Annotated in this window: 21 protein-coding genes; 6 read left to right on the top strand and 15 right to left on the bottom strand. The window is 70.3% G+C overall.

Features of this window, described 5'->3' with window-relative positions:
• The first annotated feature begins 59 nt into the window (after window positions 1-59).
• Window positions 60-599, top strand: coding sequence for a ribosome biogenesis factor YjgA (gene yjgA / locus D1793_RS02755; protein WP_119020781.1), 540 nt, complete (start codon window positions 60-62; stop codon window positions 597-599).
• Between the two features lie 189 nt (window positions 600-788).
• On the opposite strand, the gene tldD is transcribed toward yjgA, so the two are convergent.
• From tldD to D1793_RS02720, 7 genes are all read right to left on the bottom strand, one after another.
• Window positions 789-2243 (bottom strand): metalloprotease TldD, encoded by a 1455-nt coding sequence (gene tldD / locus D1793_RS02750; protein ID WP_119020780.1) that lies wholly within the window; start codon window positions 2241-2243, stop codon window positions 789-791.
• Window positions 2240-6073, bottom strand: coding sequence for a YhdP family protein (locus tag D1793_RS02745; RefSeq protein ID WP_119020779.1), 3834 nt, complete (start codon window positions 6071-6073; stop codon window positions 2240-2242). Before D1793_RS02745 ends, tldD begins: the two co-directional genes overlap by 4 nt.
• A 4-nt stretch (window positions 6074-6077) precedes the next feature.
• Complete coding sequence (rng, locus tag D1793_RS02740; protein ID WP_119020778.1) at window positions 6078-7541, bottom strand: ribonuclease G; 1464 nt, start codon at window positions 7539-7541, stop codon at window positions 6078-6080.
• An 80-nt stretch (window positions 7542-7621) separates the two neighbouring features.
• The gene (locus D1793_RS02735; protein WP_119020777.1) at window positions 7622-8239 is read right to left on the bottom strand and encodes a Maf family protein; all 618 of its coding nucleotides are present in this window, start codon (window positions 8237-8239) and stop codon (window positions 7622-7624) included.
• Between the two features lie 13 nt (window positions 8240-8252).
• Window positions 8253-8747, bottom strand: a complete 495-nt coding sequence (mreD, locus tag D1793_RS02730) for a rod shape-determining protein MreD (RefSeq protein WP_119020776.1) — start codon at window positions 8745-8747, stop codon at window positions 8253-8255.
• The gene (mreC, locus tag D1793_RS02725; protein ID WP_276110989.1) at window positions 8747-9643 is read right to left on the bottom strand and encodes a rod shape-determining protein MreC; all 897 of its coding nucleotides are present in this window, start codon (window positions 9641-9643) and stop codon (window positions 8747-8749) included. The genes mreD and mreC overlap by 1 nt, the downstream gene beginning before the upstream one ends.
• A gap of 43 nt (window positions 9644-9686) precedes the next feature.
• Window positions 9687-10724, bottom strand: a complete 1038-nt coding sequence (locus D1793_RS02720; protein ID WP_102588540.1) for a rod shape-determining protein — start codon at window positions 10722-10724, stop codon at window positions 9687-9689.
• A gap of 172 nt (window positions 10725-10896) precedes the next feature.
• Here D1793_RS02720 and gatC point away from each other — a divergent pair, with 172 nt between their 5' ends.
• Genes gatC through D1793_RS02700 form a run of 4 tightly spaced genes read left to right on the top strand, consistent with a single transcriptional unit; the run spans window position 10897 to window position 14707 of the window.
• Window positions 10897-11184, top strand: a complete 288-nt coding sequence (gatC, locus tag D1793_RS02715; RefSeq protein ID WP_110068164.1) for an Asp-tRNA(Asn)/Glu-tRNA(Gln) amidotransferase subunit GatC — start codon at window positions 10897-10899, stop codon at window positions 11182-11184.
• Between the two features lie 29 nt (window positions 11185-11213).
• Window positions 11214-12674 (top strand): Asp-tRNA(Asn)/Glu-tRNA(Gln) amidotransferase subunit GatA, encoded by a 1461-nt coding sequence (gene gatA / locus D1793_RS02710; RefSeq protein WP_119020774.1) that lies wholly within the window; start codon window positions 11214-11216, stop codon window positions 12672-12674.
• Window positions 12674-14143: an Asp-tRNA(Asn)/Glu-tRNA(Gln) amidotransferase subunit GatB gene (gene gatB, locus D1793_RS02705; protein WP_119020773.1), complete on the top strand. Its 1470-nt coding sequence runs from the start codon at window positions 12674-12676 to the stop codon at window positions 14141-14143. The genes gatA and gatB overlap by 1 nt, the downstream gene beginning before the upstream one ends.
• 12 nt (window positions 14144-14155) lie before the next feature.
• Complete coding sequence (locus tag D1793_RS02700) at window positions 14156-14707, top strand: cupin domain-containing protein (protein ID WP_119020772.1); 552 nt, start codon at window positions 14156-14158, stop codon at window positions 14705-14707.
• A gap of 21 nt (window positions 14708-14728) precedes the next feature.
• Here D1793_RS02700 and D1793_RS02695 read toward each other — a convergent pair whose 3' ends face one another.
• The 4 genes from D1793_RS02695 to D1793_RS02680 form a co-directional block, all read right to left on the bottom strand.
• The gene (locus D1793_RS02695) at window positions 14729-14899 is read right to left on the bottom strand and encodes a DUF6435 family protein (RefSeq protein WP_119020771.1); all 171 of its coding nucleotides are present in this window, start codon (window positions 14897-14899) and stop codon (window positions 14729-14731) included.
• Window positions 14900-15054: 155 nt separating this feature from the next.
• Entirely contained in the window at window positions 15055-16569 is a 1515-nt protein-coding gene (locus tag D1793_RS02690) for an aldehyde dehydrogenase (protein WP_119020770.1), read from the bottom strand.
• The gene (locus tag D1793_RS02685; RefSeq protein ID WP_119020769.1) at window positions 16566-17999 is read right to left on the bottom strand and encodes an aspartate aminotransferase family protein; all 1434 of its coding nucleotides are present in this window, start codon (window positions 17997-17999) and stop codon (window positions 16566-16568) included. The genes D1793_RS02690 and D1793_RS02685 overlap by 4 nt, the downstream gene beginning before the upstream one ends.
• Window positions 18000-18024: 25 nt before the next feature.
• A complete protein-coding gene (locus tag D1793_RS02680; RefSeq protein ID WP_119020768.1) occupies window positions 18025-18801 on the bottom strand; it encodes a gamma-glutamyl-gamma-aminobutyrate hydrolase family protein in 777 nt (258 codons plus the stop codon).
• Between the two features lie 169 nt (window positions 18802-18970).
• On the opposite strand from D1793_RS02680, the gene D1793_RS02675 reads away from it, so the two are divergent.
• On the top strand, window positions 18971-20341 hold the full coding sequence (locus D1793_RS02675; protein WP_119020767.1) for a glutamine synthetase family protein: 1371 nt from the start codon (window positions 18971-18973) through the stop codon (window positions 20339-20341).
• 124 nt (window positions 20342-20465) lie between these two features.
• Here the strand turns inward: D1793_RS02675 and D1793_RS02670 are convergent, their stop codons facing one another.
• From D1793_RS02670 to D1793_RS02655, 4 genes are all read right to left on the bottom strand, one after another.
• The gene (locus D1793_RS02670) at window positions 20466-21164 is read right to left on the bottom strand and encodes a glycine zipper 2TM domain-containing protein (RefSeq protein WP_119020766.1); all 699 of its coding nucleotides are present in this window, start codon (window positions 21162-21164) and stop codon (window positions 20466-20468) included.
• 259 nt (window positions 21165-21423) lie between these two features.
• On the bottom strand, window positions 21424-22716 hold the full coding sequence (locus D1793_RS02665) for an FAD-binding oxidoreductase (RefSeq protein ID WP_119020765.1): 1293 nt from the start codon (window positions 22714-22716) through the stop codon (window positions 21424-21426).
• A gap of 30 nt (window positions 22717-22746) precedes the next feature.
• Entirely contained in the window at window positions 22747-23589 is an 843-nt protein-coding gene (locus D1793_RS02660; protein WP_305502324.1) for an ABC transporter permease subunit, read from the bottom strand.
• A gap of 2 nt (window positions 23590-23591) precedes the next feature.
• On the bottom strand, window positions 23592-24503 hold the full coding sequence (locus D1793_RS02655) for an ABC transporter permease subunit (RefSeq protein WP_119020763.1): 912 nt from the start codon (window positions 24501-24503) through the stop codon (window positions 23592-23594).
• Window positions 24504-24531: the final 28 nt, after the last annotated feature.

Genomic DNA, 24531 nt, shown 5'->3' with positions numbered 1-24531 from the left:
AGCCCGCCGCCGCGGGCTGGTATACTGTGGCCATTCTCAAGCCCAACCATGGATGCGGCATGTCCCAGGATTCCCCCCTCGAACTGCTCGACCAGCTGATCCAGCAGCAGCCCGACGAAGACGAACGCCCCAGCAAGTCCCAGCTCAAGCGGGAGATGCATGCCCTGCAGGCGCTGGGCGAGGCGATCATCGCCATGACCCCCGCCGAGCGCGCCCGCTTTCCCCTCTCCGACGACATGCTGGCCGCCGTGGAGGAGACCTCGCGCGTGCGCTCCCACGAAGGGCGCCGGCGCCACATGCAGTATGTGGGCAAGGTCATGCGCCGCGAGAACCTCGAAGCGATCAAGGCCGTCTACGACGAGATCGAGCAGGAAAAGCTGCGCCGCGACCACGCCTTCCATCGCCTGGAGGCCTGGCGGGACCGCCTGCTCGACGAGGGCGACGCCGCCGTGGAGGCCTTCATCGCCGACTATCCCGAGGTCGATCGCCAGGCGCTGCGCCAGCTGATCCGCAACGCCCAGCGCGAGCGCGAGAGGGGCAAGCCCCCCGCCAGTGCCCGCAAGCTCTTCAAGCTGATCCGCGATACCGCCGGGCTTTAAGCCCCCCTCCGCCTGGTGGAACGTCGCCGAGCGAAGGTCAGGGCTAGACCCGCTCCCTGCGGGCCTACGCATTTCCCACATCCCTGTGGGTCACCGGCGGCGTTCGGCGAGCCAGCGGAGTTTAGGGGCCCTAAATGAGCATGGCGAGCCGAACGCCAACGCCGTATGGGCGAGCGCAGGCACGTTCCCTCAGGACGCCGTGCCGCCTACGGTCAGCTCGTCCAGCTTCAGGGTGGGCTGGCCCACCCCCACCGGCACGCCCTGGCCCTCCTTGCCGCACACGCCGATGCCGGTATCCAGCTCCATGTCGTGGCCGATCATCGAGACCCGCCCCATGGCCTCGGGGCCGTTGCCGATCAGGGTCGCGCCCTTCACCGGCGCGGTGATCCTGCCGTCTTCCACCAGGTAGGCTTCGCTTGCCGAGAAGACGAACTTGCCCGAGGTGATGTCCACCTGGCCGCCGCCGAAGCTCACCGCATAGAGGCCACGCTTGACGCTCTTCAGGATATCCGCGGGATCGTCCTGGCCGGCCAGCATGACGGTGTTGGTCATGCGCGGCATCGGCAGGTGGGCGAAGGACTCCCGCCGGGCGTTGCCGGTGGGCGCCATGCCCATCAGCCGGGCGTTGAGCTTGTCCTGCATGTAGCCGGTGAGGATGCCGTCCTCGATCAGCGTCGTGCACTGTCCCGGCGTACCCTCGTCGTCGATGGTCATGGAGCCGCGGCGGTCGACCAGGGTGGCGTCGTCGACCACGGTGACGCCCCGGGCCGCGACCCGCTGGCCCATCCGGCCGGCGAAGGCCGAGCTGCCCTTGCGATTGAAGTCGCCCTCCAGGCCGTGGCCCACCGCCTCATGGAGGAGGATGCCGGGCCAGCCTGGCCCCAGCACCACCGGCAGCTGGCCGGCGGGCGCGTCGATGGCCTCCAGGTTGACCAGCGCCTGGCGCACCGCCTCCCGAGCGAAGCGCTCGGCCACCCCCTCATCGCGCAGTCGGGCCATGGGGTAGCGACCGCCGCCCCCGGCGCTGCCGCGCTCGCGGCGGCCGTTGCGCACCACGATCACGCTGACGTTGAAGCGCACCAGGGGGCGGATGTCCGCCGCCAGGGTGCCGTCGCTGGCGCGCACCAGTACCACCTCATGGACGCCGGTGAGGGACGCGCTGACCTGGCTCACCGCCGGATCCGCGGCCCGCGCCACCCGATCCGCCTCCTTGAGCAGGGCGATCTTCTCCTCGGCGGAGAGGCCGGTGAGGGGGTCGACGCCGCCGTAGCGGGCGTCGCTCTGCACCACCACCCGCGGCGCCAGTGCCAGGCGCGTGCCGCTGCGCACGATGCCGGAGGCGGTGCGGCCGGTCTCGGCCAGGGCGTCGGCGGTGATCTGGTTGGAGTAGGCGAAACCGGTCTTCTCGCCGGAGAGGGAGCGCACGCCGACGCCTCCGTCGATGTTGTAGCTCGCCTCCTTCACCTCGCCGTCCTCGAGCACCCAGCCCTCGTGCCAGCTGCGCTGGAAGTAGAGGTCGGCGTAGTCGATCCCCGGCCCCAGGGCATGGCCGAGGCCGAGGTCCAGATCATCGAGGGTCAGTCCCCCTGGGGTGAGCAGGAAGGCTTCGGCTTCGTCGAGCAGTGAACGTCGGGTCGCAGTCATTCGGCACTTTCCACTGAGATCTGCGGCGCGGTCCAGGGACCCCGCACGCGATAATGAATTCGGGTCACGCGGTCGAGGGCGTCACCGAACAGGCGGTCGGCGATGAACAGGGCGCCCCCCACCACCGGCGCCCCGGCCAGCACCGCGGCCAGCGGCAGGTTGCGGCTGATGGGTACCGTGACCCCCAGACGCTGATCCAGTTCCCGCCGCGCCAGGTCGACGCGCCCCTCGAGGGTAAAGCGGGTGGCCGGGCCGTCGACCGTCACCGGGCCCCGGGTCTCCAGTATGCCACCATACAGGGTCGCCGCTCCGCTGACACGGTCGAAGGCGGTGCCCTGCCCGGTCACGTCGGAGAAGTCCAGGCGCAGCCGGCGAACCAGGTTGTCGACGTTGAGCAGCCCGACCAGCCGGGCGGAGGTCGAGGCAACGTTGACGAAGCGCCCGTCGCGCAGCTCCACCTCGACGCTGCCCCGGGAGCGCTCCAGGGCGAACTGCCAAGGCGCGCCGGGCCAGGCCAGCTGACTGGCGACACGGGTCTCGCCGCTGCGGATCACCGCGTCCTGACCCAGCCGCTCCATGGCCGTGCCCAGGTCGCGGCCGTCCAGGTCGAGCCGCGCCCGGGTCAGGGTGTCGGCGGCCCCGGCGGCCTCCCAGACCAGCTCGCCCCGGGCGCTGATCTGCCCCAGGGTCAGGCCCAGCGGGGCGACGGTGAGGCGCTCCGGGGTGGCCTGCCAGCGCGCCGTGAAGGGGCCCAGCCGCTGACCGCCGCGCTCGATGTCGGCGATGCGCAGGCGGCCATCGGGCAGCTCCCCCACCCAGTCGGGGAAGGGCGCGGGCTCGGGCGGGGTGGCGATCTCGTCGAACAGCGACCCCACGGCCTCGGGCTCCGGAGTCAGGCCGTCCAGGGAGAGCCGCATCAGGCTGATGTCCAGGGGCTGGGCAAGGTTCGGGCGGTAGTCGAGCTGGCCGGCCAGCAGGCTGCCCTCCAGCGCCACGCGCCAGCCGCCTCCCGCCTGGGGCCGCCCCTCCGCCGCCAGCGAACCGATGCAGCGGCCGTCGCTCTCCAGGCAGTCGGTGGCCAGGCGCAGCTCGCGCAGGGCCGTCTCTCTCCCGCCGCCGGCCAGGCCGCCGAGCCCGCCCAGCGCCTCGGCCCAGCGCGCCGGGTCCAGGCGCGGCTGGTAGGCGTCGACTCGCCACCCCTCCCCCTCGGGCCAGCTCGCGGTCGGCGCTCGCCCCACCCAGACCTGGCCCTGGCCGGGGCCGTCACCGGGCAGGGCGCGCCAGCGCAGCGTGACCTCGTCGCCCAGGCGACCCTCGAGGCGCCCCTCGGTCAGGTCCATGTCGAGCCGCAGCGGGCGCCGCTCGGCGGCGCTCTTGCCCAGCGGGGCGGGCAGCGAGATGCCGAGCCCCTCCAGGCCGCTGTCGAGGCCGAGGTGGACACGGTTCTCGCCGATGGCCAGCCGTCCCTGCCAGGCGAAACGCCCACTCGCCAGGTCGGCACTGTCCGCCAGCCCCCCCCAGCGCGCCAGGGCCGTGGCCTCGGCGCTGCCGGAGAGACCCAGGCCGCCGCCCAGGGTATCGACATCGGCGCGCACCGGACCGCCCAGCAGCCGTCCCTCGATGCGCCCCTCAAGGCCCCCCTCCTCGCCCCGCTGACGCCAGCTCAGGGGACCCGAGAGATCACTGAACGTAAGCTCGAGCGGACGGAATTCCAGCCGCGGGAAGGTGACCTCGGTCTCGATATCGAGCTCGAGCCCGCTCGGCTCGTCGGGCTGCCCCAGCGGCAGCGCCAGGCGCAGGCGGCCCTCCGCCTCCCCCTCGGCCTGCCAGTCGTCGACGGCCTCGATGCCCTCCACCGGCATGGCCAGCAGGTAGCGACGCAGCGCCTGCGCCGAGGCGGCAAGCTCGCCCTCCACCTCGAGGCGCTCGTCGATCAGGCGCACCCGGCCGTTGCGGGCCGCTACCCCCAGGCTATCGGCCCGTTCGAGGCTCGCCTCCAGGGTGGTGTCCTGCAGGGAGAGCCGCCCCTCGACGTCGGTGAGGGGCGGCCAGGCCGGATCGAAGGCCAGCCGCCCCTGCTCGATGGCGAGCTCCAGCCCGAAGCTGGGGTCGATGCGCTCGGCACCGCCGGCCAGGGGGACATGCAGGCGCAGCGAGCCCTCGGGCACCCGGCCGGCCACGCCGCCCAGCCAGGCCCGCAGCTCCTCCCCGAGGATGCCCACCGGCAGCCACTCCGACAGCGGCGTCTCCACGGCGTCCACTTCCCGGAACCCCAGCGAGAGGCCAAAACCGCCCCGCTGCCCGCCGCCCACGGCGAGGCCGAAGCCGCCCTCCACCTCGGCACCGTTCCAGCCTACCCGCAGCTCGCGACCGCTGACCAGGCTGCGCGGGCCGTCATAGGTCCACAGCACCTCGCCGGCGGCATGCTCCAACGCCATCGGTCCCTGGAACAGCGCGGGGAAGTGCAGGCTGGCCCCCGGCCCGCCCGCGAAGCGCACCCGGCCGGTCAGGTCGCGGGCCTCGACCCACATGTCCAGGGGGCCACCGCCGGGGGCCTGATCCCAGGGCGATACCTCCACCCCGCTCAGCGCGGCGCGTGCCAGCCACTGGCCCTCCCGATGGCCGAGGCGGAAGCCGTTGACCTGCCCGCGGGGGTCCAGGGTGTCCACCACCCGGGCCAAGGCCTCCGGCAGCGGCACCCGGTGACGCCAGGCGGCCAGCGACCCCAGGTCGAAGCCGCTGGTGTCCAGCCACCAGCCGTCGCCATCACCAGCGAGCTGCCAGCGGTGCGGCAGCGCCGGCCCCCAGGGCGCCTCGAGGTCGTCGGGTTCCGCCGCCCCGGGGCTCACCGCATCGCCCTCGAACCAGGCCTCCCAGCCACCGTCGCGGCGCAGCCACTGGCCCCGCCCCTCCACCTCGGTCAGCTCGATGGCGTGGCGTTCGCCGTTGCCATCGGCGTGGCTCACCGCCAGGCGGGCGATGCCCAGGTCCAGCCGCGCATCGGCCAGCTCCCCACGGTGCCAGCGGCCCCACAGCCGCGCCCGGCCGCTGGACTCGTCGAGGCGCAGCGGCTCGTTGCGGCCCAGCACCTCCACCAGGCTGATCAGGCTGTCGAGCCGCATGTCGGCCTGCAGGGCGGCGCTGAAGTCGCGAAAGCCCCCGGGGCCGGGCAACACCTCCAGGGCGGCCTGCATGGCGGCCTCGGGGTCTCCCTCGAGACGCACCTCGCCCTCGAGGTGGGCGCGTCGGTCGTCGCCGGTCATCAGCAGCCGCGGCGCCTCGAGCACCACGCGCCGCTCGCGTCCATGCAGCACCAGGCGCAGGTCCTCGACCCAGGCGCGCTGGCGCAGCAGCACCCCGACCCAGAAGTCGAGGCGCTCCAGGTCGAGCTCGCCGCGGGGCTGGAGTTCGGGGGGCAGCTCGGCGGGGTCGGGCCAGTGCCAGCCGCCCTCGGGGGTCTGGTAGAGGTGCAGGGTCACCCCGGAGAGCCTGGCATCCTCCACCACCGGCACCCCGGCGCGCAGGGAAGCCAGGCTGTCCAGGCGCAGTCGCCCGCTCTCCACCTCCAGCAGCGGCACCGCACGCTCATGGGTGCGGATACTCAGGGCGTCGAGGGAGAGCGCCGGGTCGAGGCCGGCCAGGCGAGTGTCCAGCTCGGCGATGCGCACCTCGGCGCCGAAACGCGCCGAGAGCAGCGCCTCGAGATTCGGCGTGAGCCCGTCGGCCAGCGCCAGCGCCAGGCGCAGCGCCAGCAGCAGCAGCGCCAGCGACGCCAGCAGCAGCGCCACCAGCGTCAGGCTCCAGCGCGTCACCAGGCGAATCGGAGACATGGGCTCACATCAGCACGATGTCGTACTGCTCCTGGGAGTAGTGGGTCTCCACCTGGAAGCGGATCGGCTTGCCGATGAACTCCTCCAGGTCGGCCACCGCCGCGGACTCCTCGTCGAGCAGGCGGTCCACCACGGCCTGGGCCGCCAGCACCATGTAGGTCTCGGCGCTGTAGGCACGCTCCTCGCGGAGGATCTCGCGGAAGATCTCGTAGCAGACCGTTTCCGGGGTCTTGAGGGTGCCGCGCCCCCCACAGGTGGGACAGGCCTCGCAGAGGGTCTGTTCCAGGCTCTCGCGGGTGCGCTTGCGGGTCAGCTGGACGAGGCCCAGCTCGGTGACGCCGGTGCACTTGGTCTTGGCGTGGTCCCGCTCAAGCGACTTCTCGAGCATGCGCAGCACCTGTCGCTGGTGCTCCGGATCCTCCATGTCGATGAAATCGATGATGATGATGCCACCGAGGTTGCGCAGGCGCAGCTGGCGGGCGATGGCGGTGGCAGCCTCGAGGTTGGTCTTGAAGATGGTCTCCTCGAGGTTGCGGTGCCCCACATAGCCGCCGGTGTTGACGTCGATGGTGGTCATCGCCTCGGTGGGATCGATCACCAGATAGCCGCCCGACTTGAGCTGCACCTTGCGGCCCAGGGCCTTCTGGATCTCGTCTTCGACGCTGAACAGGTCGAAGATCGGCCGCTCGCCGGCATAGTGTTCGATGCGCTCCACCGCATCGGGCATGAACTCCTCGGCAAACTCGATCAGCTTGACGTGGTTCTCGCGGGAGTCGATGCGCACCTTCTCGATGTCGTCGCGCATCACGTCGCGCAGGATGCGCATGAACAGCGGCAGGTCGTCGTAGATGACGCTGGGGGCCCCGGCGGTCACCTTGCGCTCGCTCACCTTGCGCCACAGCCGCAGCAGAAAGTGCATGTCGGTGGCGAGCTCATCGAGGCCGACACCCTCGGCGGCGGTGCGCACGATGAAGCCGCCGACCACCTCCTGGCCCTGCTGGGCCTGGGCCTCCTCGATCAGCCCGCGCAGCCGCTCCCGCTCCCGCTCGTCCTCGATGCGCTGGGAGACCCCATGATGGGGGGCATCAGGCATGTAGACCAGGTAGCGCGACGGCACCGACAGGTGGGTGGTGAGCCGGGCCCCCTTGGAGCCGATGGGGTCCTTGGTGACCTGCACCACCAGCGCCTGCCCCTCGTGGAGCAAGTGGCCGATGGAGAGCTGCTCCTCGGCCGGGGTGCCGGGGGGCATCACCTCATGGGCGTGGATGAAGGCGGCGCGATCCAGGCCGATATCGACGAACGCCGCCTGCATGCCGGGCAGCACCCGGACCACCCTGCCCTTGTAGATATTGCCGACGATACCGCGCCGGCGGCTGCGCTCGATGAAGGCTTCCTGCAGCACGCCGTTCTCCACCACGGCGACGCGGGTCTCCATCGGCGTCAGATTGATCAGTACTTCGCCGCTCATGCGGAAGTCCTTATCCAGAATGCTTTGCGTCCATTATGACATAGTGTCATACGCCCAAGGCGTTGATGACCGGCAAGGGGTCAACCGAAGGTCCTGCCCCACAGCGCCACCCCCTGGCGGCGCAGCAGCTCGGCGGTCTCGTAAAGCGGCAGCCCCACCACCGCCGAGTGGCTGCCCTCGATGCGCTCGACGAAGATCGCCGCCAGCCCCTGGATGGCATAGCCGCCGGCCTTATCGGCGGGCTCGCCGGTGGCCCAGTAGGCGGCGACCTCCGCCTCGCCGATCGCGCGCATGGTGACCCGGGTGGCAACACAGGCCTCGAGCACGCCGGCGGGCCCGCTCACCGCCACCGCGGTGAGCACCTCGTGGGTCCGGCCGGCGAGGCGACGCAGCATGCCGGCGGCATGCTCGGGCCCCTCCGGCTTGCCGAGGATCTCGCCATCGCATACCACGGCGGTATCGGAGCCCAGGGTCGGCAGCGTCGTGAGCCGGGCCCCGGCCAGGGCCTTCTCCCGGGCCAGCCGGGTCACGTAGTCGACCGCCCCCTCGCCGGGGCGCGGGGTCTCATCGATATCCACCGGCCGTACCGCCACCGACACGCCGATGGAGGCGAGCAGCTCGCGGCGCCGCGGCGAGGCGCTGGCCAGGCAGAGCGCGGGGCGGGCGGTGTCGGAGAGGGGCTGACGGGGATCGGACATGCGGGGCTCCGGATCAGTCGCGGGCCAGGCGCCGGCCCAGGGCCTCGAAGAGAGTGGCGAGCCAGGGCCACAGCACGGCGCCGATCAGCGAGGGCAGCAGGAAGGCCAGATGGATCGAGAAGGGGCCTAGCAGGGTGCGCAGCCACTGTTCGGCCAGCTGCACGGTGCCGAGCAGCACGAAGATCAGCACCGCCTGCTGGACCAGGGAGTAGGCCCGGAAGCGCGGATAGACCAGCGCGCAGAGGAAGGCCAGCAGCGACAGGATCAGGGCGTTCTGCCCGAGGGTGGCCCCCTCGATCAGGTCGAGCAGGATGCCAAGCGCGAAGCCGTGGAAGACGCCCACCCTGCTCGGCGCCTTCATGCACCAGTAGATCAGCATCAGGCCCAGCCAGTCGGGGCGCCAGATCTGCCAGCCGTCGGCCAGCGGCATCACCTGCAGGCAGAGCGCCAGCAGCAGAGAGAGCCAGATCCACGGCAGGGCCAGGTGGGCGGAAGAGGGAGCGGCCATCAGCGTGCCTCCTGGTCGGCGTCGAGGCCGATCACCGCCCGTGCGGCCTCCATCGCCTCGGCGGAGAGCTCGAGCTCCCAGACCTCGTCGTCGACTCCCGGGGCGGGCGGCGGAAAGAGCAGCAGGAAGTGGCGGGAGCGCTGCAGCTGCGCCACCGGCGTGGCGGTGACCCGGGCGAAGGGCTGGCCCGGGTCGTGGACCACCTCGGCCACCCTGGCCACCGGGTAGCCCGGTGGGAAACGCCCCGCCAGCCCCGAGGTGATCAGCAGGTCACCCTCGCGGATATCGGCGGTGTCAGGCACGTGCAGCACCGTGAGCGCCTCGTAGCGGCCACTGCCCTGGAGGATGAAGCGCAGGCCGTTGCGGTTCACCTGCACCGGCAGCGCATGGCTGGCGTCGGCCACCATCAGCACCCGGCTGGAATAGGCGGAGACCGCCGTCACCTGCCCCACCAGGCCAGAGGCGTCCATCACCGGCTGACCCACGTAGACGCCGTTGCGCCGGCCCCTATCGATCACCATCTGGTGGGCGAAGGGGTCCGGGTCCAGGGAGAGCAGCTCGGCGGTGATGAAGGGCATGTCGTGCCGCTGGGCCGCGGAGAGCAGCTCGCGCAGGCGCACGTTCTCGGCGGTGAGGCTGGCCATGTGCTGCACGCGGTGGGAGAGGGTCAGGATCTGCTCGCGCAGCCGGCGGTTCTCCTCCAGCAGGGCGCGCTGGTCGGAGAGCGCCAGCGACCCCCAGGTGAGCACATCGCTGGGCAGGCTCACCGCCCACTGGATGGGGGCCACCAGGGTGGAGAGCTGGGCGCGCACCTCCTCCATGCGCGTGAGGCGGGTATCGGCGAACATCAGCGCCGATGCCATCAGCACGCACAGGAGGAGGCGGTAGCCGGGCAGCGATCCGTCGGAGAACAGCGGCTTGATAGGGAGGCCCCCCGGGTCAGTCGCTGGAGAGCAGCTCGAAGGTGTGCTGGTCGATCATCTCCAGGGCCTTGCCGCCGCCGCGGGCCACGCAGGTCAGCGGATCCTCGGCGACGATCACCGGCAGGCCGGTCTCCTCGGCAATCAGCTTGTCCAGGTCGCGCAGCAGCGCCCCGCCACCGGTCAGCACCAGGCCGCGCTCGGCGATGTCCGAGGCGAGCTCCGGCGGGGACTGCTCCAGGGCGTTCTTCACCGCGGTGACGATGGAGGCCAGGGTCTCCTGCAGGGCATCGAGGATCTCGTGGGAGTTGAGCGTGAAGCTGCGCGGGATCCCCTCGGCCAGGTTGCGGCCGCGCACATCGATCTCGCGCAGCTCACCGCCGGGATAGGCACAGCCGATCTCCTCCTTGATGCGCTCGGCGGTGGCCTCGCCGATCAGGCTGCCGTAGTGGCGGCGCACATAGGCGATGATCGCCTCGTCGAAGCGGTCGCCGCCGACACGGATCGACTCGGAGTAGACGATGCCGTTGAGGGAGATGATGGCGATCTCGCTGGTGCCGCCGCCGATGTCCACCACCATGGAGCCCTGGGCCTCCTCCACCGGCAGACCGGCGCCGATGGCGGCCGCCATGGGCTCCTCGATCAGGAACACCTCGCGGGCGCCGGCGCCCTCGGCGGACTCCTTGATGGCGCGCCGCTCCACCTGGGTCGACATGCAGGGCACGCAGACCAGCACCCGCGGGCTCGGGGTGAGGAAGGTACTCTGGTGGACCTTGCGGATAAAGTGCTGGAGCATCTGCTCGGTGACGGTGAAGTCGGCGATGACCCCGTCCTTCATCGGGCGGATGGCGGTGATGTTGCCGGGCGTGCGGCCCAGCATGCGCTTGGCATCGGAGCCAACCGCGGCCACGCTGCGCATGTTGCCGGACTGGCGGATGGCCACAACCGACGGCTCATCGAGCACGATGCCACGACCGCGCACATAAATCAGCGTATTGGCGGTTCCCAGGTCGATCGACAGATCGCTGGAGAACAGCCCCCTCAAGCGTTTGAACATGGAAGTCGTTACCTAGTGCAGTCCGGGAACCCTGTGCGGACGCAAACGGTATCACCGCGGCCCCTGCGCAGCAAGCGCGAAGCCCGCAAGCCCGGCCTCTCACGGGCCTGCCCGCGGGTCGCGGTATGTGGTACCTTTTGCGGCCTGTTTTCCCTTCGAGGACATCCGAACCATGGCGCTTGAACACGCTGACGTGCTCAGGGCCGCGCACCTCGCCCGGCTCGGCCTGAGCGACGAGGACGCCGCCCACTACCTGGACGACCTCGGCCGCATCCTGGAGATGGTGGACCAGCTCCAGGCGCTGGACACCGAGGGCGTTGCCCCCCTGGCCCATCCCCTCGACGCCACCCAGCGGCTGCGCGCCGACGAGGTGACCGAGAGCGACCAGCGCGACCGCTTCCAGCGCTGCGCCCCGGCGGTGGAACAGGGCCTCTACCTGGTCCCCCGCGTGGTCGAATAAGCCTTCCTGCCTGACGGAGCCCCCGGCCCATGCATGACAAGACACTGAGCGAACTGGCCGCCGCCCTCACGGCCGGCGAGTTCACCAGCCGCGAGCTGACCGAACACCAGCTCGCGCGCATCGCACGCCTCGACGGCGAGCTCAACAGCTTCATCACCGTGACCGAAGAGCAGGCCCTCGCCGCGGCGGATGCCGCCGACGCCGCCCGCGCTCGCGGCCAGGCCGGCCCGCTCACCGGCCTGCCGCTGGCCATCAAGGACCTGTTCTGCACCGAGGGGGTGCTGACCACCGCCGGTTCGAAGATGCTGGCCAACTTCGTCTCCCCCTACGACGCCACCGTGGTCGAGAAGCTCAAGGCCGCCGGCACGGTTAGCCTGGGCAAGGTCAACCTGGACGAGTTCGCCATGGGCTCCTCCAACGAGAACAGCGCCTTCGGCCCGGTGAAGAACCCCTGGGATACCAGCGCCGTACCCGGCGGCTCCTCCGGCGGCAGCGCCGCCGCGGTGGCCGCGGGCCTGGTGCCCGCCGCCATGGGCACCGACACCGGCGGTTCGATCCGCCAGCCGGCCGCCTTCTGCGGCATCACCGGCCTGAAGCCCACCTATGGCCGCGTCTCGCGCTGGGGCATCATCGCCTACGCCTCGAGCCTCGACCAGGCCGGCCCCATGGCGCGCACCGCCGAGGACTGCGCCCTGCTGCTGAACGCCATTGCCGGCCCCGACCCGAAGGACTCCACCAGCGTGGCCCGCGGCGTGCCGGACTACACCGACGAGCTCGGCGCCCCGCTCTCCGGCCTCAAGATCGGTCTGCCGGTCGAGTACTTCGGCGACGGCCTCGACCCCGAGGTGGAGGCCGCGGTGCGCGAGGCGGTCAGGATCTACGAATCACTGGGCGCCACGGTGCGCGAGGTGAGCCTGCCCCACACCCACTACGCGATCCCGGCCTACTACGTCATCGCGCCGGCCGAGGCCTCCTCGAACCTGTCGCGCTACGACGGCGTGCGCTTCGGCCACCGCTGCAAGGCCCCGTCCGACCTGATCGACCTCTACAAGCGCTCCCGCGCCGAGGGCTTCGGCGAGGAGGTGCAACGGCGCATCCTGATCGGCACCCACACCCTCTCCGAGGGCTTCTTCGACGCCTACTACAAGAAGGCCCAGCAGGTGCGCCGGCTGATCCGCCAGGACTTCCTCGACGCCTTCGAGGAGGTCGACGTCCTGATGGGCCCGGCCTCCCCCACCCCGGCCTTCGACCTGGGCGCCAAGAAGGACCCGGTCTCCATGTACCTGCAGGACATCTACACCATCGCGGTGAACCTGGCCGGGATCCCCGGCATCAGCGTGCCGGCGGGCTTCGTGGGCAAGCGCCCCGTGGGCCTGCAGATCCTGGGCACCCACTTCGCCGAGGCCCGGCTGCTCAACGTCGCCCACCGCTTCCAGCAGGCCACCGACTGGCACCTGCGTCGTCCCGCGCTTGCCGAGGAGACCACCTGATGCAATGGGAAACCGTGATCGGGCTGGAGGTGCACGTCCAGCTCGCCACCCGCTCGAAGATCTTCTCCGGGGCCTCCACCGCCTTCGGCGCCGCGCCCAACACCCAGGCCTGCGCCGTGGACCTGGGCCTGCCCGGGGTGCTGCCGGTGCTCAACGAGCAGGCGGTGGCCATGGCGGTACAGTTCGGCCTGGCGATCCACGCCGAGATCCCCGAGGTCTCGGTCTTCGACCGCAAGAACTACTTCTACCCGGACCTGCCCAAGGGCTACCAGACCAGCCAGATGTACCACCCCATCGTCGGCCCCGGCGAGGTGGAGATCACGCTCGAGGACGGCAGCAGCAAGCGCATCCGGGTGCACCATGCCCACCTGGAGGAGGACGCCGGCAAGTCGCTCCACGAATCCTTTTCTGACGGCATGGGCCACGGCATGACCGGCATCGACCTCAATCGTGCCGGCACCCCGCTTCTGGAGATCGTCTCCGAGCCTGACATGCGCAGCGCCAAGGAGGCCGCCGCCTACCTGAAGGCGATCCACTCCATCGTCACCTACCTGGGGATTTCCGACGGCAACATGGCCGAGGGCTCCATGCGCTGTGACGTCAACGTCTCGGTGCGCCCGGTGGGCCAGGCCGAGTACGGCACCCGCGCCGAGATCAAGAACGTCAACTCCTTCCGCTTCGTGGAGCGCGCCATCGAGTTCGAGGTGGAGCGCCAGATCGAGCTGCTGGAGGACGGCGGCAAGGTGGTCCAGGAGACCCGCCTCTTCGATCCCGAGCGCGACGAGACCCGCAGCATGCGCACCAAGGAGGAGGCCAACGACTATCGCTACTTCCCCTGCCCCGACCTGCTGCCGGTGGTGCTGGACCGGGCCTACGTCGACCACCTGCGCGAGGCGCTGCCGGAGCTGCCCGACGAGAAGCGCGCCCGCTTCCAGTCGGCGCTGGGCCTCTCCGCCTATGACGCCGGGGTACTGTCCGCCACCCGCGAGATGGCCGAGTTCTTCGAGGAGGTCAAGGAGACCTGCGGCGACGCCAAGTCCGCCGCCAACTGGGTGATGGGCGAGCTCGCCGGCGCGCTCAACCGCGAGGGGCTGCCGATCACCGACAGCCCCGTCTCGGCACGCCAGCTCGGCGAGCTGATTGGCCGAGTGCTGGACGACACCATCAACGGCAAGGCCGCCAAGCAGGTGTTCCAGGCGCTCTGGAACGGCCAGGGGCAGTCCGCCGATGAGGTGATCGAGGCCAAGGGGCTCAAGCAGGTCACCGACACTGGCGCCATCGAGGCGATGATCGACCAGGTGATCGGCGAGAGCCCGGCCCAGGTGGCCCAGTACCGCGACGCCGAGCCGGACAAGCGCGGCAAGATGATCGGCTACTTCGTGGGCCAGGTGATGAAGGCCTCCCGCGGCACCGCCAATCCGCAGCAGGTCAACCAGCTCCTCAAGGAGAAGCTGGACGCCCTGTGCTGAAGAGGAGCCACCATGGCCGATGACGTGGGCGAGCGGCTGCGCGCCCTGCGCACCCTGCGCGGCATCTCCCAGCGCGAGCTGGCCAAGCGCTGCGGGGTGACCCACTCCAGCCTGTCGCTGATCGAGCAGGGCAAGGTGAGCCCCTCGGTCAGCTCGCTGAAGAAGATCCTCGACGCCATCCCGATGAGCGTCGGGGACTTCTTCACCATGGACCTGGAGAACGGCCGCCGGGTCTTCTACTCGGCCGAGGATCTGGCCGACGTGGGCACCGGCGACGTCATCTACAAGCTGGTGGGGGCCGATCGCCGCGACCGGGCGCTGGCCTTCATGGTGGAGACCTACCCGCCGGGGGCCGACACCGGCCGCGAGATGATCGCCCATCTGGGCGAGGAGGCTGGCATGGTGCTCGAGGGCGAGATCGAGATCACCATCGGCGCCGAGAGCCGGGTGCTCAAGGCGGGGGAGGCCTACTACTTCGAGACCAACGTCCCCCACCGCTTCCGCAACCCGGGCAGCGAGCCCTGCCGCCTGGTGAGCTGCGCGACCCCCGCCCGGGCCTTCTGACCCACCCGGGCGCTCTTCTTCCTACTCCTGCTTCAGCGCCTCGATCTCGGCGCGGATCGCCTCCGCCTCCTCGGTGAGCGAGGCGTTGGCGCGCATGTCGCCGTTGCGGGCGGCGTGCATCGCCTGCTCGAGCTTGCGCTCATATGCCTTCTGCAGCTTCTTGGTCGGGTCGCTCTTGAAGAGTCCGAACATGGGAGTACCTCTGGCCGGGGAGTGTCAGCCACAGGCTACTCCCCTCGCCGAAAAAAATCGATACAAGAGCTGTACATTTTAATCATTCCGCATAGATACGACGAGGCCGGCGCCCATGGCGCCGGCCTCGTCGCGTCAGGCTACGGTGAAAGGGCTCAGCTCGAGAGCGAGATCCAGACGCTCTTGAGCTCGGAGTACTCCTCCAGGGAGTGATGGGACTTGTCGCGGCCGTTGCCCGACTGCTTCACCCCGCCGAAGGGCATAGTCTGGTCGCCGCCGGCCCAGTTGTTGACGAACACCTGGCCGGAGTGGAGCCGCCGGGTGACACGCATGATGCGGTCGATGTCCTGGCTCCACAGCCCTGCGGCCAGGCCATAGACGCTGTCGTTGGCCATGGCCACCGCCTCCTCCTCGCTGTCGAAGCCGAACACCGAGAGCACCGGGCCGAAGATCTCCTCGCGGCCGATGGCCATCTCGGGGGTCACGCCGTCGAACACCGTAGGTGGAATGAAGAGCCCCTTACCATCGACCTGGGTGGCCTCACCGCCCACACGCAACCGCGCGCCCTCCTCGCGGCCCTTTTCGATGTAGCCCAGGATGCGCCGGTACTGGGGCTCGTCGACGATGGCCCCCATGAAGCTGTCCGGGTCCAGGGGGTCGCCGGGCTGCATCCGCTTCGCCGCCACGAGCACCTGGTCGATGAAGGCCTCGCGGATCGAGTTCTCCACCAGCAGCCGGGAGCCGGCGATGCATACCTCCCCCTGGTTGTGGAAGATCGCCGAGGCGGCGTGCTTCGCCACCCGCGCGAGGTCCTTGCAGTCGGCGAAGACGATATTGGGGGACTTGCCGCCGCATTCCAGATAGACCCGCTTGAGGTTGGACTGGCCGGCATACTGCATCAGCTGCTTGCCCACCCCGGTGGAGCCGGTGAAGGCGAGGCAGTCCACCCCCATGGAGAGCGCCAGAGCCTTGCCCACGGTGTGGCCGAAGCCCGGCAGCACCTGGAAGACCCCGCGGGGGATACCCGCCTCATGGGCCAGCGCCGCCAGGCGCAGCGCCGAGAGCGGCGACTTCTCCGAGGGCTTGAGGATCACGCTGTTGCCGGCGGCCAGCGCCGGGGCGACCTTCCAGGCGGTCATCATCAGCGGGAAGTTCCAGGGCACGATGGAGGCCACCACGCCAAGCGGCTCGCGCAGCACCAGGGCCAGGGCCTCCTCGCCGGTGGGCGCCACCTCGCCGTAGAGCTTGTCGATGCACTCGGCCTGGTAGCGGAAGCAGGCGATGGCGCCGGCCATGTCGCCCAGCGAGCTTGCCACCGGCTTGCCCATGTCCAGGGTGTCGAGCAGCGCCAGCTCGTGCCGGTGGGCCTCCATCAGGTCGGCCAGGCGCAGCAGCACCTTCTTGCGCCGGCCAGGCGCCAGGCGCGACCACTCGCCGGCATCGAAGGCAGCCCGGGCATGGCCCACGGCGAGCTCGGCGTCGGCGGCGTCGCAGCTCGCCACCTCGGCCAGGGGCTCGCCGGTGGCCGGGTTCGTCGTGGTGAAGGTCTCGCCGCTCAGCGCATCGACGAAGGCGTCGTCGATAAAAGCGCGAGTTTCCAGATGCGGAATCAGACGATCGGCCAGGGCCTGCCAGTCGGCCAGGGTCTTGGGGGGTTCGAGGCGACTCATGCGGGGGACTCCTCCTGGGGGTCGGGTCGGGGGTCGGACTGGGGCTCGGCCAGCCGCGCCAGGGTGGCATCCAGGGCGGCGCGCGCCTTGTCGATCAGCTCGTCGATCTCGTCACGGGAGATCACCAGCGGCGGCGAGATGATCATGGTATCACCCACCGAGCGCATCACCAGGCCGCCGGCGAAGCAGAGATCGCGGCACAGGGTGCCCACCCCCCGGGACTCGGCGAAGCGCTCGCCGGTGGCGGGATCGACCAGCTCCAGGGCGCCGATCAGCCCCAGGGAGCGCGCCTCGCCCACCAGGGGGTGCGCCTCGAGGGCCTTCCAGCGGCTGGCCAGGTAGGGGCCGATCTCGTCGCGGACCCGGTCCACCAGCCCCTCGGCCTCCAGCAGTTCGAGGTTGCGCTGCGCCACCGCGGCGCACACCGGATGGCCCGAGTAGGTGAAGCCGTGGAAGAACTCACCGCCCTCCTCGATCAGGGTCTCGGCGACCCGGTCGCCCACCAGCACCCCGCCGATGGGCAGGTAGCCCGAGGAGAGCCCCTTGGCGATGGGCATCAGGTCCGGCTCCAGGCCGTAGTGGACGCTGCCGAACCACTCGCCCAGCCGCCCGAAGCCGCAGATCACCTCGTCCACCACCAGCAGGATGTCGTACTTCGTCAGCACCGCCTTCACCGCCGGCCAGTAGCTTTCCGGCGGAATGATGGCACCGCCGGCGCCCTGCACCGGCTCGGCGATGAAGGCGGCGACGTTCTCCTCGCCGAGCTCCTGGATCTTCGCCTCCAGGGCCGCGGCGCACTCCCGGCCGAAGGCCTCGGGGTCCTGGCCGGCCGTGCGCCCTTCTCCAGACCGACCCTCTCCAGACCGCCCCTCTCCAAACCAGTAGGGCTGGCGCACATGGGCGATCTTCGGCACCAGGGGTCCGCCCTGGGCGTGCATGGGGGCCATGCCGCCGAGGCTCACCCCCGCCACGGTGGAGCCGTGGTAGGCGTTCTTGCGGCCGATCACCCACTGCTTGTCGGGCTGGCCCTTGAGCGCCCAGTAGCGGCGCACCATGCGCAGCACGGTATCGTTGGCCTCGGAGCCGGAACCGGTGAAGAAGACGTGGTTGACATGGGCGGGCGCCAGGCGGCAGAGGGTCTCGGCCAATTTGACCGCCGGAGGGTGAGCGGTCTTGAAGAAGCTGTTGTAGTAGGGCAGCTGGCGCATCTGCTCGGTAGCCGCTGCCACCAGCTCCTCGCGGCCATAGCCCAGGTTGACGCACCAGAGCCCCGCCATGCCGTCGAGGATGCGGTTGCCCTCGGAGTCGTGGATATAGACCCCCTCGGCGTGCTCGATGATGCGGCTGCCCTCCTCGCCCAGGGCCTTGAAGTCGGTGAAGGGGTGCAGGTAGTGGGCGCGATCCAGGGCCTGGTAGTCACGGGTATGCATGGGGGATCTCCAGATAGCGGGGCGTTCAGTCCACCCGGGGCGCGCGGGAGGCGGCCTGGCGGACGCGGCACGCCTCGGCGAAGGCGCGATAGAGGGCATCGTTCAGGGGGTGCTCACGGGGACGCCACTCGGGATGCCACTGCACGGCCAGGGCGAAGCCGGCGGCATCGGCCACCGACACCGCCTCGATCAGCCCGTCCGGGGCATGGGCCTCGGCCGCAAGGCCCGCTCCCAGCTCGGCGATGCCCTGCTGGTGCAGGGAGTTGACCCGCGCCCGGGGCTCGGGGTGCAGCGCCGCCAGGCGCCCACCGGGCACCAGGGTGATCTCGTGGGCGGGGGCATACTGCGCCTCGCGCTCCCCCGGGGGCTCGCGGTGGTCCTGCAGGCCGGGCACGCCCTGCACCGCCTGGTGAAGAGTGCCGCCGAAGGCCACGTTGAGCTCCTGGAAGCCCCGGCAGATGCCGAACAGCGGCAGGCCGAGGTCCAGCGCCGCGGGAATCCACACCAGAGCCGCCGCATCGCGGTGGCGGTCATCCCGGGTATTCTCCGGCACCCGCTCGGCCCCGTAGCGGCGCGGCTCGACGTTGGTGTAGCTGCCGGTCAGCAGCAGGCCATCGAGGCGGGCCAGCAGGGCGCGAGCGGCCTCGGGGTCGGCCTCCTGCTCTTCCCACACCGGCAGGATCACCGGCGACAGGCCGTAGTCCCACAGGGCACGCAGGTACTTGTCGGTCACCATCTGGGCGGGATGCCCCTCCACCTCACGGTGGCAGGCGATCACCCCCACCAGGGGTCGGCTCTTCATCGCGTCTCTCCTCGTCGGAAGCGGGCCCGGTGTTATGCTTTATTCACCATAACCACCTGGCGATCGCTTTCCAAGGCGGAAATTCCCGCCGATACGTAAATTATTTGACAACACCGGGCACCCCTACAAGGATAGAAGCCACAAGGATCACAACGCCAGAGGTGCGCCCATGCCTGCTCCCGACGATGTCCGGGCCTTCCTCGACGCCCACCCGGAGATCAACAGCGTCGACCTGCTGATCAGCGATCTCAACGGGGTGATGCGCGGCAAGCGCATTCCCCGGGAGAGCCTCACCAAGGCCTATACCAGCGGCATCGCCCTGCCCGCCTCGGTCTTCGCCCTGGACATCAACGGCCACACCATCGAGGAGACCGGACTCGGCCTCGACAGCGGGGATGGCGACCGCCTCTGCCGACCGATCGACGGCAGCCTCAAGCCGGTGCCCTGGGTCGCCCGGGGCCATCAGGCCCAACTGCTGATGACCATGGAGGAGTTCGACGGCACCCCCTTCTTCGCCGACCCCCGCCAGCTGCTGGGCCGGGTGCTGGGCCGCCTGACCGCCATGGGGCTGACCCCGGTGGTCGCCGTGGAGCTGGAGTTCTACCTGGTGGATCGCGAACGCACCGCCACCGGGCTGATCCAGCCGCCCTGCTCGCCGGTCAGCGGGGAACGCGCCAGCCAGAGCCAGCTCTACTCCATGCTGGAGCTCGACGAGTACGCCGACTTCCTCGAGGAGGTGCAGGCCGCGGCCCAGGTCCAGGGCCTGCCCCTGGACACCGCCCTCAAGGAGTGCGCCCCGGGGCAGTTCGAGATCAACCTGATCCACTGCGACGACGCACTGGCGGCCTGCGACCACGCCGTGCAGCTCAAGCGCCTGATCAAGGGGGTCGCCCTGCGCCACGGCTTCGAGGCCACCTTCATGGCCAAGCCCTACGGCCAGGAGGCGGGCAACGGCATGCACGTGCATATCAGCCTGCTGGATGAGGCGGGCCGCAACGTCTTCACCGAGCCGGGTGACGACCCCCTGGGCAGTCCGGCGCTGCACCAGGCGGTGGCCGGCCTGCTCGCGCTGATGCCCGCCTCCATGGCGATCTGCGCGCCCAACCTCAACGCCTTCCGGCGCTTCCAGGCGGGGCTCTACGTGCCCATGGCCCCCACCTGGGGCTTCGACAACCGCTCGGTGGCGCTGCGCATTCCCGCCGGGGCCCGGGTCGCCCGGCGCATCGAGCACCGGGTGGCCGGCGCCGACGCCAACCCCTACCTGCTGCTGGCCGCCCTGCTGGCCGCCATCCACCATGGTCTCGCCGAGGGGCTCGAGCCGCCGCCGCCCAGCGTCGGCAACGCCTACGAGACGACGCCCCCCAGCCTGACCAACAGCTGGCAGCAGGCCCTCGACCTGCTGGAGGCCGACGAGATCCTCGGCGAGGCCCTGGGGCGCGACTTCCTCCACGTCTACCTGGCCAACCGTCGCGCCGAGCGTGCCCAGGCCCTGCAGGCGGTGAGCCGGCTCGAGTACGACTGGTACCTGCGCCACGTCTGAACCCCCTGGCGCGGTCCCCCGAAACGCATACGCCCCCGGATCCTGGCGGATCCGGGGGCGTGCATGAGCCGGGCCAATGGGGCGCAGAGCGCTCTTGCTCAACCCTCTTGCCAAGCCCTCTCGCTCAGCCCTCGCGCTGGGGCTCGGCCTCCTGCAGCGCGGCCTGCCACTGCACCTCGCCCTCGACGACCGGCAGGCGCTCGGCCTGGGGGGCGCTCTCCATGCGCCGGGTCAGCTCCTCGCCGTTGAGGCGATAGGTGACGTCGTAGCCGAGGTGCTCCTCGTGGCTCTCCATCACCGTCTGGCACTGCCGCTCGGTCACGGTCTGGTTCCGAGTCTCGTAACGGGTCTCGTAGCGGGTCTCGTACTGGACCTGGCTACCCGCCTGGGCGTGCTGGCGGGCCTCGACGCGGTTCTGCACCTCGCGCCCCGCCAGACCGCCGCCGATGGCACCGGCCACGGTGGCCAGCTTCTTGCCGCTGCCGCCGCCCACCTGGTTGCCTAAAAGGCCGCCGACGATGGCCCCGGCCGCGGTGCCGACGACGCGATGGGGGTCCTGGCTCGCCCCGGGGCCCGAGGGCGCGGCCTGGGTAACGGGCACCTGGACGGGCACCTCCACCGGTACCTCGACGCTGACCACCTTCTCCACGTCCTCGCACACCTCACGGGGGCGCTCCACGCTGCGGGTGGCCGCCGCGACGTCAATGATCTCGGCAAACTGCGGTTCGGGTGCGCGGTTCTCCTGGACCTGCCAGGCGCCGAAGGCCAGCCCCCCCAGCCCCAGCACGGCCAGGCTGGACCCCACGATGATCGACTTGCTCATGGTTCTCCTCCTCGCGGGCGCAAGGGCGCCCGTCGCTGAAACTCGCATGGCTCCAGGCGTGGATGACTCGGTTCGGTGATGGTGACGATGAGAGCCGCGGCGGGGCCTCCTGCGCCACCGCGATAGGGGCATTATAGGCGCCCGCGCCGCCCGGTGGAGGGCGCGGGCAGGGTTTCCCCATTATCTGACCGGCTGTCGCAGGGATGCGACAGCCCGGTGGCACCCGGGGCTCAGTGCCCCACGAGGTCCCGGTTGGCCCTCAGAGCCCCAGACGGTCCCGGGTCGAGTAGTACCAGGCGCCCAGCGCCGAGAGCGGCACCCGCAGCAGCCGCCCGCCGGGGAACGGCAGGTGGGGAATGCCGGCGAAGGCGTCGAAGCGCTCACCCTGGCCATGGATCACCTCGGCGATCAGCTTGCCGGCCAGGTGAGTGCAGGTGACGCCGTGACCGGAGTAGCCCTGGGCATAGTAGACGTTGCCGTTGACCACCCCGAACTGGGGCAGGCGGTTGAGCGTCATCAGGAAGGTACCGCTCCAGGCGTGGTCCACCTTGACGTCGGCAAGCCCCGGGAAGGTGGCCAGCATCTTGGGCCGGATCACCGCGGTGATGTCGGCCGGGTCCTCGCCGCCGTAGTTGACCCCGCCGCCATAGAGCAGCCGATTGTCGCGGGTCAGCCGATAGTAGTCGAGCAGGTAGTTGCAGTCCTCCACAGCCAGGCCGTTGGGTATCAGCGCCCGGGCGCGGGCCTCGCCGAGGGGCTCGGTGGTGATGATCTGGGTGCCGCAGGGCATTGACCGGCCCTCGATCTCCGGCAGCACCCCGCGCAGGTAGGCGTTGCCGGCCATCACCACCCGCTCGGCGCGCACCCGCCCGCCGGCGGTGCGCAGGGTGACCGGCTCGCCGTGGATCACCTCCCGCACCGCCGACTGTTCGAAGATGCGCCCGCCGAGCGACTCGAGCGCCGCGGCCTGGCCCAGCACCAGGTTCAGGGGATGCAGGTGGCCGCCGCCATGGTCCACCAGGGCGCCCACGTAGCGGTCGGAGTTGACCTCGCGCTTCACCCCCTCCCCCTCCAGCAGCTCCAGCTCCCGGTAGCCGTAGCGCTCCCAGAGCGCCTTGTGCTCGCGCAGCCCGGCCAGCTGCTTGCGGTTGCAGGCAGCGAAGAGGTTGCCGTCGCGCAGGTCGCAGTCGATGGCGTAGGTCGCCACCCGTTCGCGGATGATGCGATTGCCCTCGAAGGCCATGTCGCCCAGGGCGCGGGCGGTCTGGGCGCCATACTTCGCCTCGATCACGTCCATGTCGCGGCTGTAGCTGTTGACGATCTGGCCGCCGTTGCGCCCTGAGGCGCCGAAGCCCACCCGGGCCCCCTCCAGCACCACCACCGAGAGGCCGCGCTCGGCCAGGTGCAGCGCCGCGGAGATGCCGGTGAAGCCGGCCCCCACCACGCAGACGTCGCACTCGACCTCCCCGACGAGCGCCGGGCGCTCGGGAGCGGGGTTGGCGGTGGCGGCGTACCAGGAGGCGACGTGCTCGCCGGCGGGATAGTCAGGCATGAGAGGGCTCCAGACTCTGCAAGGGGGGCATCAGGGCGTCTCCTGCTGGCGCAGGGCGGCCAGGCGGCGCGCCTCGCTGCGGCGCATGAAGTACCAGGCCAGGAAGGTGGCCAGCGACACCGCCAGGATGATCAGGGTTGCCAGGGCGTTGATCTTGGGCGAGACGCCCATGCGTACCGAGGAGAAGACCACCATGGGCAGGGTGGTGGCGCCGGGGCCGGAGACGAAGCTGGCGATCACCAGGTCATCCAGCGACAGGGTGAAGGCCAGCAGCCAGCCCGCGGCCAGCGCCGGGGCGATCACCGGCAGGGTGATCTGGAAGAAGGTCTTCACCGGCGGCGCGCCGAGGTCCATGGCCGCCTCCTCGATGGAGCGGTCCACCTCGCGCAGCCGCGACGACACCACCACCGCCACGTAGGCGCTGCAGAAGGTGGTGTGGGCGATCCAGATGGTGGCCATGCCGCGATCCGCCGGCCAGCCGACGATCTGGGCCATCTGCACGAAGAGCAGCAGCAGCGAGAGGCCGGTGATCACCTCCGGCATCACCAGAGGCGCGGTGATCATGCTGGAGAGCGCGGTCTTGCCGCGAAAGCGGCCGAAGCGGGTCATCACGAAGGCGGCCAGGGTGCCGAGGCAGACGGCCATGGTGGCGGAGAAGAAGGCGATGCGCAGGCTGGTCCACACCGCGGCGAGTATCTGCCGGTCGCGCAGCAGCTCCAGGTACCAGCGCCCGGAGAAGCCCGCCCAGACCGTCACCAGCCGCGACGAATTGAAGGAGTAGACCACCAGCACCACCATGGGCAGGTAGAGGAACAGCAGCCCCAGGATCAGCATCAGGGTGGTGAACGAGGGGGGGGTGAAGGATCGGCGCATGGTCACTCCTCCAGCTCGCGGGACTGGTAGCGATGGAACAGCGCGATGGGGATCAACAGCAGCAGCAGCATCACCATGGCCAGCGCCGAGGCCACCGGCCAGTCGCGATTGAGGAAGAACTCCTCCCACAGCACCTTGCCGATCATCACCGTGTTGGGTCCGCCGAGCAGCTCGGGGATCACGTACTCCCCCACCGCGGGGATGAAGACCAGCATGGAACCGGCGATGATCCCCCCCTTGGAGAGCGGCAGGGTCACCTTCAGGAAGGTGTTGAACGTCCGGGAGCCGAGGTCCGCGGCGGCCTCCAGCAGGGAGTCGTCGAGCCGGGTCAGGTTGGCGTAGAGCGGCAGGATCATGAAGGGCAGGTAGGCATAGACGATGCCCAGCATCACCGCGAAGTTGGTGTTCATCATGCGCAGCGGCGAATCGATGAGGCCGAGCCACAGCAGCAGGTTGTTGAGCAGACCGTTGGTGCTCAGGATCCCCATCCAGGCATAGACCCGGATCAGGAAGGAGGTCCAGGAGGGCAGCATCACCAGCAGCAGCAGCACCAGCTGCCAGCGCGCCGGGGCGCGGGCCATGGCATAGGCCATGGGGTAGCCGATCAGCAGGCAGAACAGCGTCGAGAAAAAGGCGATCTTCACCGAGCCCCAGTAGGCCGCCACGTAGAGTGAATCGCTGGCCAGGAAGAGGTAGTTGCCCAGGTTCAGGGCGATATTGAGGGTCTCGGCGGTGAAGTCGAGAATCGGCTGGTAGGGGGGCACCGCGATGGCCGCCTCGGAGAGGCTGATCTTGAGCACGATGGCGAAGGGCGCCAGGAAGAAGAGGCTCAGCCAGATCAGCGGCACGGCGATGACCCAGCCGCGCCCCGGGCGCAGGCGGCGCGAGAGGCGCTCGAGGGGAGTCGATTTCATGGGGCTCCTCGCTCCGTCGGGCTTATTC

Origin of the sequence: Halomonas sp. JS92-SW72 (genome assembly GCF_003547075.1) — a bacterium.
GTDB lineage: Bacteria > Pseudomonadota > Gammaproteobacteria > Pseudomonadales > Halomonadaceae > Halomonas > Halomonas alkalicola.
This window is presented reverse-complemented; position numbering and strand designations above follow the sequence as displayed.